Origin of the sequence: Micromonospora mirobrigensis (genome assembly GCF_900091555.1) — a bacterium.
GTDB lineage: Bacteria > Actinomycetota > Actinomycetes > Mycobacteriales > Micromonosporaceae > Micromonospora > Micromonospora mirobrigensis.
Genome location: NZ_FMCX01000002.1, coordinates 176485 through 188752, shown reverse-complemented (window position 1 = coordinate 188752; position 12268 = coordinate 176485). Strand labels below are relative to the sequence as shown.

Annotated in this window: 7 protein-coding genes; 2 read left to right on the top strand and 5 right to left on the bottom strand. The window is 74.8% G+C overall.

Annotated features, from left to right (window positions below; translation table 11 throughout):
• Nucleotides 1-105 precede the first annotated feature (105 nt).
• From GA0070564_RS08260 to GA0070564_RS08245, 4 genes are all read right to left on the bottom strand, one after another.
• The gene (locus GA0070564_RS08260) at nucleotides 106-1446 is read right to left on the bottom strand and encodes a cytochrome P450 (protein WP_091605194.1); all 1341 of its coding nucleotides are present in this window, start codon (nucleotides 1444-1446) and stop codon (nucleotides 106-108) included.
• Nucleotides 1443-2198, bottom strand: coding sequence for an alpha/beta fold hydrolase (locus tag GA0070564_RS08255; RefSeq protein ID WP_091605191.1), 756 nt, complete (start codon nucleotides 2196-2198; stop codon nucleotides 1443-1445). The genes GA0070564_RS08260 and GA0070564_RS08255 overlap by 4 nt, the downstream gene beginning before the upstream one ends.
• Nucleotides 2199-2451: 253 nt before the next feature.
• On the bottom strand, nucleotides 2452-3060 hold the full coding sequence (gene prfH, locus GA0070564_RS08250; RefSeq protein ID WP_091605186.1) for a peptide chain release factor H: 609 nt from the start codon (nucleotides 3058-3060) through the stop codon (nucleotides 2452-2454).
• Entirely contained in the window at nucleotides 3057-4214 is a 1158-nt protein-coding gene (locus GA0070564_RS08245) for an RNA ligase RtcB family protein (protein ID WP_091605184.1), read from the bottom strand. The genes prfH and GA0070564_RS08245 overlap by 4 nt, the downstream gene beginning before the upstream one ends.
• Nucleotides 4215-4409: 195 nt before the next feature.
• Here GA0070564_RS08245 and GA0070564_RS08240 point away from each other — a divergent pair, with 195 nt between their 5' ends.
• Nucleotides 4410-5507: a DNA glycosylase AlkZ-like family protein gene (locus GA0070564_RS08240; protein ID WP_091605180.1), complete on the top strand. Its 1098-nt coding sequence runs from the start codon at nucleotides 4410-4412 to the stop codon at nucleotides 5505-5507.
• Nucleotides 5508-5638: 131 nt separating this feature from the next.
• Here GA0070564_RS08240 and GA0070564_RS08235 read toward each other — a convergent pair whose 3' ends face one another.
• The gene (locus GA0070564_RS08235; RefSeq protein WP_091605177.1) at nucleotides 5639-8761 is read right to left on the bottom strand and encodes a hypothetical protein; all 3123 of its coding nucleotides are present in this window, start codon (nucleotides 8759-8761) and stop codon (nucleotides 5639-5641) included.
• A gap of 170 nt (nucleotides 8762-8931) precedes the next feature.
• On the opposite strand from GA0070564_RS08235, the gene GA0070564_RS08230 reads away from it, so the two are divergent.
• Nucleotides 8932-12261, top strand: coding sequence for an ATP-binding protein (locus tag GA0070564_RS08230; RefSeq protein WP_091605174.1), 3330 nt, complete (start codon nucleotides 8932-8934; stop codon nucleotides 12259-12261).
• The last annotated feature ends 7 nt before the right edge of the window (nucleotides 12262-12268 follow it).

Sequence of the window (12268 nt, the reverse complement as noted above, 5' to 3'; positions counted from 1 at the left end):
CAGGCGACCGTGCCGACCACCAGGGCGAGCCCGGCGGCAGCAAGCACGGCCCACAGGCGGTGCCGGTGGGTGGCGAACGCCTGGATCACCACGTAGCCGATGGACCTAAGGGAGCGACGGGCGTGCCGCAGCGCGCCGCCACCGCACCGGCAGCCGCTTCACCCCACGCTGGAAGGTCGACCGCAGATAGACCGGCTCACCCGCGTACCCGAGGTCGGTGGTGCGGGCGAGCAGCGCCTCGAACAGCGCCCGCAGCTGGCACCGGGCCAGCTGCGCGCCGAGGCAGAAGTGCGGCCCGTGCCCGAAGGTCAGGTGCGGGTTCGGCCGGCGGCCCAGGTCCAGCCGGTCCGGGTCGGCGAACACCCGCTCGTCCCGGTTCGCCGACGTGAACGACACCACCACCTTCTCGCCGGCCCGCACCGGCCGCCCGCCGATCTCGGTGTCCCGGGCCGCCGTGCGCCGGAACACCATCACCGGCGTCCACCAGCGCAGCAGCTCGTCGACCGCCGTGTCGAGCAGCGCCGGGTCCCGGCGCAGCCGGGCCAGCTCGGCCGGGTGTTCCAGCAGGGCGATCATCGCCCCGGGCAGGCCGTTGCGGACCGTCTCGTTGCCGGCCACCGCGAACAGCCAGAACATGTTCTCGAACTCGGCCACCGACAGCCGCTCGTCGCCCCGCTCGGCGAGCAGCACCGACATCACGTCCGGCCCCGGGTCGCGGCGTCTGGACTCGGCCAGCAGGTGCGCGTACGCGTAGAGATCGGCCATCCCGGCCCGGGTACGCGGGTCCGGCATCCGCCCGTCGGCGTCCGGGGCCGGCCGGTGCCGCAGCGCCTGGCGTGCCAGGGCGGTGCCGGCGTCCGGGTCGAACGCCGCCGACCCGGCGTACTCGGGGTCCTGGAAGCCGATCACCCGGTTCGACCAGTCGTAGAGCAGCCAGCGGTCCGGCTCCGGCACCCCGAGCACGTCGGCGAGGGTCAGCAGCGGCAGGTCGGCGGCGAGGTCCCGGGCGAAGTCGAACGTGCCCTCGTCCGCGTCGCCGAGCACCCGCTCGACCAGCGTCACCGCGTTCGCGCGGATCGACGCCTCCAGCGCGGCGACCGCGCGCGGGGTGAACGCCCGGGCCACCGGGCGACGCAGCCGGCCGTGCTCCGGCAGGTCCATGTTGAGCATCATCCGGCGCACGTAGGCCAGGTCGTCCGGCGTGGCCGGGTCGCGGACCTGGGTGGCGCCCAGCCGGGAGGAGAAGACCTGCGGCTGCTTGAGCACCCCGGCCACCTCGGCGTGCCGCAGCACCAGCCAGAAGCCGGGGCCGCCGGGCAGCCCCAGCAGCGGCGGCTCGTCCACCCACGCCACCGGCCCGGCCGCCCGCAGCGCGGCGAGCAGGTCGTACGGGACGCCGTGCAGGTAGGTGCGCGGGTCGACCAGCGGCGTCGGGTCGACGGTCACCGGCCGAGGAACTCCTCGACCACCGTGACCAGCCGGACCGGCGTCTCGTACATCGCGTAGTGCCCGGCCTCCGCGAGCACCTCCAGGTCGGCGTTGGGATAGTGCCGCATCCACGTCTCCCGGATGGTGTCCGCGCCCAACGCCGGGTCGTGCGCGCCGACGACGGCGAGCGCCGGCACCGGGTTGCCCTTCACCTCGTCGGTGAAGTCGGTCCGCGCCCAGGCGGTGAGGTACGCGCCGAACGCCTCCGGGGTGGACTGGTCGAGGGAGAAGCGGACCATCGCGTCCAGCCAGTGCCCGGCGAGCCGGTTGCCGGTGGTCAGGTCGATGATCGCCCGCCGGTTGTCCGGGTTGCCCGCCGCGCCGTCGAAGAGCGCCCAGCTCCGCAGGTCGAAGGGGACCCCGCCGGCCGGGACCGGGCTGATGCCGACCAGGCGTTCCACCCGGTCGGGGGCGTCGGCGAGCACCCGCTGGGCGGCGCTGCCACCCATCGAGTGCCCGACCACCGAGAACGTCTCCCAGCCGAGGGAGTCGGCCAACGCCAACGCGTCCGCGGAGATCTCGGCGATGCTGTGCTCGCCGGCCACGGCCATCCGCTCGCCGTAGCCCCGGTAGTCGAGGAAAGCCCAGGTGAAACGCTCGCCGTCGATCAGCTCGGGCAGCCAGCCCCAGCCGCGCGCCGAGCCGAACCAGCCGTGCAGGGCCAGTACCCGGCGTGGCCCGTGACCGACACCGACGTGACCGATCGTCATGATGGCTCCCTTCGCCGGGCCGGTGCGGTGACCGGAGAGGACGTGTGAGCAGCTGAGAGCGACCGTAGTCGCCCCGCGCACCGTAGGGAAGGGGGCCCGTTGAGGTTGCCCCGCCCCGGCCGGGTGAGTAGGCAGGAGGTGCACGTGCGTCGATCTCGGGAGACCACACGAGACTCCGGCCCCTCGCCACCGCGACCGTCGTCCTGGCCATCGGCGGGCGGCGCCCCGGACCGGAGGCGTGGCGGCGGGCCGGTCAGGGACGCTCGACGCGAACCGGATCGCCGCGTACCAGGTCGTCGTGGACCTGCCAGCGCGCCGCGTCGAGCGCCGCCCGGGCCGCCTCGTCGCCGTGGGCCAGCCGCTCCCGCAGCCGCCGCACCGCCAGGCGCCGGTTCAGGGTGAACTGGCGTTCGGTGTCGACCACGACGACGAGACCCGACGGGCGGTGGGTGGCGCGGACCGCCGTGCTGGCCTTGTTGCGGTGCTGCCCGCCGGGCCCGCCGGTGCGGCAGGGCACCACCTCGACGTCCGCCTCGGAGAACGGTGTCGCCGGCCCGCCCGGCTCGTACGGTCGGGCCAGCACGTACCAGTTCTTCCGGCCCACGCCGGCACGGTAGGGGCTGGGCGCCTGCCAGCACAGGGTGCCGGTCCAGCCGGCGGCGAACGCCTCGGCGTCGGCGCCGGAGATCCGCAACCGGACCGAGCGGTGGGTGCCGGGCCGCTCCCCGGCAACGGTCTCCAACCGGTGGACGGTCAGGGTGTGCCGGGCGGCGTCGGCCTCCAGCCGGCGCAGCAGCCGGGCCAGCGCCCAGGCGCACTCCTGCGGACCACGCCCGGCCGACAGCAGCAGGTGGACGCTCATCGCCGCCCCCGCCGCCGGTCCGGCCGCGACCCGGTGCCGGCGTCGGGTGTCTTGTAGGTGACCAGCGGGACGGTGGTGGCCACCGGGGTGGCCAGGCCGTGGTCGACCAGGTCACCGATCACCTGCTCGATCCGCTTGTACGCCGTCGGCGCCTCCTCGAACAGCAGCTGCCGCTCGCCGCACACCACCACCGACCCGAGCGCGGTGCGGCGCAGCTCCTCGACGGTGTGCTTGGCCCGCCCCCGGCGCAGGGCGTCGGCGCGGGACATCTTGCGGCCGGCGCCGTGCGCCACCGAGTGGTTCGCCTGCGGTCCGGCGTGCGCGGCGACCAGGTAGGACGGTGTGCCGCGGGTGCCGGCGACCAGCACGTCCCGGCCGTCGCCCGGGGCGGCGCCCTTGCGGTGCAGGTAGTGCCCGTCGCGCACCTCGACCAGGTTGTGGCACTGGTCGACGACCGGGGCGGAGGGCTGCACCCCGAGGGCGTACGCCACCCGGGCGGCCAGCACCCGCCGGTTCAGCGCACCCCACCGCACGGCCGCGTCGTGCCGGGCCAGGTAGGCCGCCGGATCGGGCGCGGGGCCCGCGCCGTGGACCTCGGTGTGCTCCCGCAGGATCCGCTCGCCGAGGCCGCGCGAGCCACTGTGGACGACGAGCACCAGGTCGCCTGCGTCGAGGCCGAGCCGCCGCGCGTGCGACGGGTCGAGGACCGTCCCGATCCGGGCCAGCTCGACGAAGTGGTTGCCGCGGCCGACCGTACCCAGCCCGTCGAGGTGGCCGGCCGGCACGTCGCCCTCGACGACGGCCCAGGCCGGGTCGTCGGCGTCCCGCTCCGGGTCCAGGGCCCGGTCCAGGTCGGGGAAGCGGGCGGCGAGCCGCTCCGGTACGGCCCGCTTGAGCCGGATCGGGAACACGGCGATCCCGCAGCCGATGTCGGAGCCGACCAGCAGCGGGTAGAGCACGGTCGAGGTCATCGCGGCGCCGATCGGGGCGCCCTTACCGGGGTGCAGGTCCGGCATGCCGGCGACGTGGACCATGCCGGGCAGGGCGGCCACCTGTCGGCACTGGTCGAGCGCGGCGGACTCGATCCAGCTGGTGGGGGAGGCGAACACGGTGACACTGGCGGCGGATCCGGGCAGCGTGGGGTACGCGGACAAGAAGGCTCACTTCTCGCGGAGAGGATGGACGGACGGCGGCACGGCACCGATGGGCGCCGTGGCGTGCGGGAGGACCGGAGGCGGGCCGTCAGAACGTCATGGCGTACACCCTGTCGGTCCGGGTCGTGCCCGGCAACCGATTTCGGCGGCTCCCACCGGGCAGCCTCGGCGTCACCGTCCGGCTAGCCTCCGGGGATGACCGTCCACCAGCTCTCGCTCGCAGACGCGCGTCGCATCGCCGTCCGCGCGCAGCTGCTGGACGCGGCGCGCCCGGCGGGGCTGGTCGAGACGGTGCGGCACCTGACCCTGCTGCAGATCGACCCGACGGCGGCGGTCGCACCGACGGCCGACCTGGTGGCGTGGAGCCGCCTCGGCCCGGCGTACGCGGCGGCCGACCTGGTCGCGGCGCTGGGCGGCCGGGCGCTGATCGAGCTGGCGGCGACTATCCGGCCGGCCGAGGACCTGGCGCTGTACCGGGCCGAGATGACCGAGCGGCGGGACGGACCGGCGGTCGGCTGGCAGGCCCGGCAGCGGGAGTGGGTGCGGGCCAACGACGCGTGCCGCCGGGACATCCTCGCCCGGCTGACCGCCGAGGGGCCGCTGCCCTCGCGCCGGCTCCCGGACACCTGCGTCGTGCCCTGGAAGTCGACCGGCTGGACCAACGACCAGAACGTCATCCGGCTGCTGGAGGTGATGTCCGCGCGCGGAGAGGTCGCCGTCGCCGGCCGGTCGGGCCGCGACCGGCTGTGGGACCTCGCCGAACGGGTCTACCCCGACGATCCGGTGGTGCCGCTGGCCGACGCGCTGCGCCGCCGCGACGAGCGCCGACTGCGCGCCCTGGGGATCGCCCGCGCCCGCACGACCAAGGTCCCGATCGAGCCGTACGACGTCGGCGAGGCCGGTGAGCCGGCGGAGGTGGCGGGCGTCAAGGGGCGGTGGCGGGTCGACCCGGCGCGGCTCGGGCAGCCCTTCACCGGTCGTGCCGCCCTGCTGTCACCGTTCGACCGGCTGGTCCACGACCGCCGACGCACCCTGGAGCTCTTCGGCTTCGAGTACGGGCTGGAGATGTACAAGCCGGCCGGCAAGAGGCGGTGGGGCTACTACGCGTTGCCGCTCCTGCACGGCGACCGCCTGGTCGGCAAGCTCGACGCCACCGCCGATCGTCGGGCGGGCGTGCTGCGGGTGGACGCGGTGCACCAGGACGAGCCGTTCACGGCGGAGGAGGCCGACGCCGTCGACACCGAGATCGCGGCGCTGGCCGACTGGCTTCGACTGGACCTGACGCGCGGCTGACCCGCTTCGAGGTGTGCGCCCACTGGGCCGCCAATTCGAGCTGCCGCCTCCGTCACGGTGCCCTGGTCCGCGTCGGCCCTCAGCGGGTCGTCCGGGGGCACACCCCACGGTGCGCCCCCGGTCCCCTCCGGTCAGCCGGCGTGCACGCTGACGTTCGTCGCCCGCAGCAGGCCGACGACGGTCTTGACCGACGTCAGGCCCTCCTGGTGACCGCCGGCCCTGATCCGGCCGGACCAGTAGCCGTACCGGTCGGCCAGAGTGCCGGCACCCACCGTCGCGGCCTGCATGATGCACGAGCCGAGCGGATCCTGCGGCGCCTGACCGGCCGGAGCGGGGGCGCACCCGGCGCCGAAGCGTTCCTGCCCGAGCATCGGGTCGAGCCCGGAGACGTCTGCCTGACAGGGATCCCAGTCCAGGGGCTGTGCGCAGGTGGCGTAGTTCGCCAGTGCCCGCTGGTAGGCGTTGGCCAGGTGCAGCGAACCGGTGTTGTAGCTGTCCTGGCTGCGGGGCAACCGGTAGTCCGCGGGCAGCGACCGGTCACCGAAGAGTTGCCCGTGCAGCACGTCGTCGCGTTCCAACGCCGACGACCAGCCGAGTTCGGAGAAGATCTGCAGCATACGGACCGCGTCGGAGACCTTCTTCCCGGCGTCCCACAGCTGTTGGGAGACCGACCAGGTGCCGGCCGCCGGACGGTCGACGCCGGTGCCGAGCGCCGCCACCCGGTAGTAGTAGCGCTGCTTGCCGGTGAGCATGGCCCGCGTCTTGGTACGCGCCTGAGCCGGCGCGGCGTCGTTGTCCACCACCGCCCCGGTGTTGTCCAGCGCCGGCCGGTACGTCGACTCCCACTTCTGGTTGACGTAGTAGTCGGGCTCCCGGCAGTAGCCGCTCGGCGGGTTGGACCGCTGGTCCCACAGGCAGATGTCGGTCAGGTGGGTCCGCCACGTCACGGTGCGGACGTCCTGCCAGTCGCCGCCGAGCCACTTGGCCTGCTGCCGGACCACCAGTCGCAGGTCGCCGTTGGTCCGCTGGGTACGCGGGCCGTCGATCACCTCCACGTCGACGAAGTCGGCGTCCAGGCAGGAGCGCAGTTCCGGCCGGTGCCCGGGCGGCATGGCGTAGTTGGCGAGGTGGTAGACGTTCGGCAGGGCCGCCCGGTTGACCCGGGTCGGGGTGCTGACCGAGCCGCCACCCCCGCAGTAGGGGATGCGGGGCACGTCGGCGATCCGGCCCGCCGCCGGGATGTCCTGGTCGACGCTGCCCCACATGTCGTAGTCGCGGTCGGTCTCCACCCAGCGCACCGCCCGGCCGACCTCGTCGAGGGCCGCCTTCCACTGGCCGGTCGCCGCCCGGTAGTCGGTGATGAGCCGCTGGAACAGCGCGTTGGTGCCACCGTCCGGGCCCGGGGCGCTGAACTGCCGCACCCGGCGGTTCACCGCCTCGCCGGCGGCGATCGTGCTCTGGGTCTCGGCGGCGCCGACCTGCGCGGCGTACTGCGGGTTCTGCAGCTGCAGGATCAGGTTCGCCCGGGCGCCCAGCAGCCACGCCGACGGGTTCGCCACTCCGGCGGTCGGCGAATCGCCGGGCGCGGGTGGCAGTGCCACCCCGCGGGCGCCCGCCCACTGGGCCAGGTAGTCGATTGCGCCGGCCGGCAGGTGGAGGCCGACGGTCGCGACCGGGTCGGTCAGCGACGTGCCGGTCGGGACGACGAAGGGCGCCTGCCGTGCCGAGTCGACCGCGAACGTACGCGTCGGTGAGTCGGCCTGGTCGAAGTAGGTGGCGAAGGAGTCGATCGTCGATCCGGTGCGCGCCTCCCGGTGCACGTACCGGTCGATGCCGGTGCGCAGCGGCTGCTGGGCGATCTGTTCGAACGCCGCCTGGCTCGCCAACGCCAGGCCGTCCACCCGCTGGTCGAGCACGATCAATTGTCCGGCGATCACGGTGAGCTGGGCGCGTACCTCGGTGAGCTCCCGGGCGAGCGCGGTGAGCTGGGCGGTCAACCCGTCGTACAGGGCGCCGAGCATCTTCTCGATCCGGTCGAACCGCCGGTCCATGCCGGCCGCGAGCCGGCTGATCTGGTCGCGCAACGCGGCGATCTGCGCCCCGGTGGCGTCGTCGGCGCCGCCGCCGGAGGTGAACAGCGGAAGCAGGATCATGGCGGCCCCGACCAGGCCACCGACCAGGGTGAACGTGGACATCGCCAGCGCCGCGGTGGTGATCCCGGCGGCGGAGATCGCCGCGGTGTAGGTGGTGATGGCGGAGATCGCGCCGACGACGGCCTTGGCAATGGTCTCGATCTGCCTGCCGAACTGCTTGTCCACCATGCCGGCGAGCTTGCCGAGCACGGTGACGGCCTGGCCGAGCTTCTCGTTGAGCTTGCGGTCGGCCTCCGCCTTGGCCTTGGCGGCGGCCTCGTCGGCGCTGGTCGGCTTGTCCGGTCCGTCGATCGGGAACCGGTCGGACCGGGCCACCGCGTCGGTCACCGCGGCCGCCGTCCGCTCCCGCAGCTCGGCGAGCGCCTTGTCGAGCTGGGCCTGGATCTCTGCCCGGTAGGCGTCCTTGTCGTACCGCTTCGCGGTGATCGCGGCGAGGTCGAGGTGGCCGCTGAGTTCGGGAAGTTGCGCCAGATCGTCCGCGGGGGTGTCCAGCCGTACGCCGAGTCGGGCGCCGGCGGCGGCGTTCCAGACCTCGGCGAGCACGGGGTCGGCGGCGGCCCGGGCGTGCAGCGTCGCCCAGACCTGGGTGAGCGCGCCGCGGGACAGCATCTCCCACATGGAGTCCTGGGTGCCGCTGCGGATCTGTTCGATCGGCGGGACGATTCCGCCGAGCTCCTCACCGGTCACGCTGCGCAGCAGTGCGGTGAGCGTGGTGCCGCCGGGCTGCGCCTCACCGCTGCCGGCGAGCTTCTCCACCGCCGCGCCCAGCAGGTGCAGCTTCCCCGGTGACTCGTCGGATGCGGTGACGGCCTGCCCGACGAGGGCGGTGGTGGCAGTGAGGTGGGCGTTGGTCGTGGCGGTGTCGGCGGTGGGGTGCGCGGTGCGCCAGTCGCTCAGTTCGGCGGCGAGTACGGCGTCCACCAGTGCGGGGGTGCCGCCTTCACGGACCTGCACCACGGCGGCGAACAGCGAGTGGTGGACGGCCTGCTCGTCATAGCCGACCGGGTCGGCGGCGACCGCCGGCCCGGCCGATCCGACGAGCAGGCCGGCTGCGGTCACGGCCGCGAGCCACCGGTGCAGGTGGCCCTTCCTGGTTCTCATGGGTGTCCTTCCTCCGGTGTCCCACGGGCGCGGGACGAGGCGTGGACTCCATGAGGCCGGGACGCGGTTGGCGCAGGCTTAAGCCCGCCTTGGCGGGCCGGCCGGGATTGCCGGGCGCGACTGTCGGATGCCGGATCTCCACGGTGGGCGCACCTGGCTAGGGTCACGGCGTGACGACAATCGGCGTCCTCGGCCCGGTGCGGGCGACCCGCGCCGACGTCCCGATCGACCTGGGCGCGCCCCGGCAGCGGGCGGTGCTGGCCCGGCTGGTCGCCGGCGGCGGCCATCCGGTCTCGGTCGACCGGCTCGTCGAGGACCTGTGGTCGGGCGACCCGCCCCCGCGCGCGCAGGCGGCTCTGCAGGTGTACGTGTCGAACCTCCGCCGGGCGCTGGAACCCGATCGCCCGGCCCGTACCCCCGCCCGGACCCTCGTCACCGTCGCCCCCGGGTACGCCCTGCGGCTGCCGACCCGGGACGTGGACGCCTGGCGGTTCGAGGCGGCGCTGCGGGCCGCGACGCCGGCGGTCGACAATCGGCCGGTCGCGGCGGTGGCCGGCCTCGACGAGGCGCTGGCCTGTTGGGCCGGGGCGACGGCGTACCCCGAGTTCGCCGGGGAGCCGTGGGCGCAGCGGGAGGCCGAGCGGCTCGCCCAGCTACGGCTGGGCGCCGTCGAGCAGCGGGCGAAGCTGCTGCTCGACCTGGACCGTCCCAGCGAGGTCGTCCTCGACCTCCACCCACACGTGCGGGACCATCCGCTGCGCGAGCAGGCCGCGATGCTGCTCGCGGTGGCGTTGTACCGGCTCGGGCGACAGGCCGACGCGCTCGACGTCCTGCGTACGGTCCGCGCCACGCTGGCCGAGCAGTTGGGCATCGACGCCAGCCGCGAGTTACGGAGTCTGGAGACCGACCTGCTGCGGCAGAGCCCCCGGCTGGAGGTCACCACCCGGATCACCCGACCGGAGTCCCTGGCCGTGGCGGCCGAACCGGGGGAGATGCCCGCCGCCGAGGGCCGCGCGGGTCGGCCGGTGGGCCGGACGGCGGAACTGGCCCGCCTGCGTGCCGCGGCGGACCGGGCCGCCGGGGCGGGCCTCGGCCTCTGCTGGGTGGGCGCGGATGCGGGAGCGGGAAAGTCCACGGTGGCCCGTCACCTCGCCGACACGCTCGTGGCTGCGGGCTGGCGTTCGGTCACCGGGACCTGCCCGCAGGTGGCCGGTGCGCCACCGGCCTGGGCCTGGCACGAGGTGGTCACCGCCGCCCGCCGGCACCTCCCGCTCGACGAGACGGAGGCCCACGGCCTGCGCCTGCTGCTGCACAGCGCCCCGCCGACCGGCACCCGCGGCGAGTACGACGAGTTCCACCTCCGCCGGGCGCTGGCCGCCTACCTGTCCCGGTTGACCCGGCACGGCCCCCTGCTGGTGCTGGTCGAGGACGTCCACCGCGCCGACGGTGAGACCCTGCAGATCCTGCGCCACCTCGCCACCGCCCTGGCCCGATCACCCGTCCTGGTCGTGGCGACGTACCGGCCGCACGAGGTGACCGACGACCTGGTGGCGGCCCGGGCCGCGCTGGCCGGCGTACCGGCGGTCGAACTGGAGCTCGGTGGGCTCGACGCGGACGCGGTCACCGAACTCCTCCGGCGGCACGGGGTGGACAGCACCGACTCTGAGCTGCTGCGCAGCGTCCGGGAACGGTCCGCGGGCAACCCGCTGTTCACCGTCGAGCTGGCCAAGCTGATCGCGGCCGAAGGGCCGACGGCCGCACTGGACGGCATTCCCGCCGGGCTCGGCCACGTCCTGGCCCGCCGGCTGGCGCGGTTGCCGGCCGCCGCCCGGACGGTGCTGCGGCACGCCGCTGTCTTCGGACCGGACGCCGACGTCGACCTGCTGCTCGCGGTCGACGGCGGCCCGGAGGAACCCGTCCTCGACGGACTGGAGGCCGGGGTGACCGCCGGGCTGCTCGTCGAACCCGAACCGGGCCGGGTCCGCTTCGCCCACGCGCTGATGCGGGAGGCGCTCTACCACAGCGTTCCGCTGCTGCGGCGCACCCGGCTGCACAACCGGATCCTCGCCGTGCTCCAGCAGCGGCGGGTCGACGACGTGGCGGGGAAGGGACGGCACGCGCTCGCCGCCCTCACCCCGGCCACCGCCGCCGACGCGATCAGCCATCTCGCCGCCGCTGCCCGCCGTGCCGGCGACCTCGGTGCGCCGCGGGAGGCCGCCGCGCTCTGGGCCGGCGCGCTGCGCGCCGTCGACCTGGCCCCGAACACCCCCGACCGGATCCGTCTGGACGTCCACTGCCACCTGGCGGCGGCCGCCGCGCTTGCCGGTGACGTGCTCACCGCCCGCGCCGCTCGGGCCGAGGCCATCCGGCTGGCCACCGGCATCGGTGACCCCGCCGCCGTGCACGCCGCGCTGACCTGCTTCGACGCCCCGGTCACCTGGACCATCCGGCCCGACCGCCTGGTCGACGAGCCGCTGGTCCGGCTCCTGGAGCAGGAGCTGTCCCGGGTCGGCGACGACCGTCCGGTGCTGCGCTCCCGGCTGCTGAGCGTGCTCGCCTTCGAGATCGAGGGCGCCGACCAGGAGCGCGCCGACCAGGTCACCCGGGAGGGTCTCGCGCTGGCCCGCCGGCAGGACGACCCGGAGGTGCTCTGCCGAGCCCTCAACGCCCGCTATTTCGTCACGGTCGCCCCGGCGTTCCGCGCCGAGTTGCCCGTCGTCGGCCGGGAACTGCTTGCGACGGCCGAGGCCGCCGGCCTCACCGCGTACCGTTGCGAGGCCCACCACATCCTCCATCAGGCGGCCCTCGCCGACGCCGACTTCGACCGGGCCAGGCACCACGTCGACCGGGCCGTCGAGGAGGCCACCACCGGACAGCTCGGCCTGATCCTGGCCGTGATGGGGTGGTTCACCGGCCTGAGCGCCCTCTTCCGGGGTGACCTCGAGGAGGCGTTGCGCCGGTACGCCGAGGTCAGCGACCGGATGGGCCGGGTCGGCGGCCCGAACGCGGCGGCGATGGGGCTCATGGGCCGGTTCACGGTGCTCAGCACCGTCGGACGTGGCCACGAGGTGCTCGGGGAGATCCGGCAGGTGCATGCCCGGATGCCGGACGACGCGCACGATGTGCTGGCCCACGCTCTGCTCTCCGCCGGTGACCACGCCGAGGCCCGGCGGGTCTGGCGACCGCAGGCGCCGATCCGCCCCGACTACCTGTGGCTGTACTGGACGACGCTGCGCGGACAGGTCGCGGCCCGGATCGGCGACGCCCCGGCCGCACGTCATTGCTATCGCGAGCTGCTGCCGTGGGCCGGGCGGTTCGCCGGGTTGGAGTGCGGCTCGATCTCACTCGGGCCGGTCGACCAGACCCTCGCCGAACTCGCCGCCACCCTGGGCGACCCGGCGGCCGCCGCCAGGCACCGCGCCGCCGGGCTCCGGCTGGCCCGCGCCGTCGGCGCAGTGCCGTGGAGCGACGAGTCGGCGTACGTGGCGGCGGTGCACTGACCCGGCG

Coding starts and splice junctions, on each gene's coding strand:
- prfH (WP_091605186.1), bottom strand. CDS start 3,060: ATGAGCGTCCACCTGCTGCTGTCGGCCGGGCGTGGTCCGCAGGAGTGC.
- GA0070564_RS08240 (WP_091605180.1), top strand. CDS start 4,410: ATGACCGTCCACCAGCTCTCGCTCGCAGACGCGCGTCGCATCGCCGTC.
- GA0070564_RS08255 (WP_091605191.1), bottom strand. CDS start 2,198: ATGACGATCGGTCACGTCGGTGTCGGTCACGGGCCACGCCGGGTACTG.
- GA0070564_RS08235 (WP_091605177.1), bottom strand. CDS start 8,761: ATGAGAACCAGGAAGGGCCACCTGCACCGGTGGCTCGCGGCCGTGACC.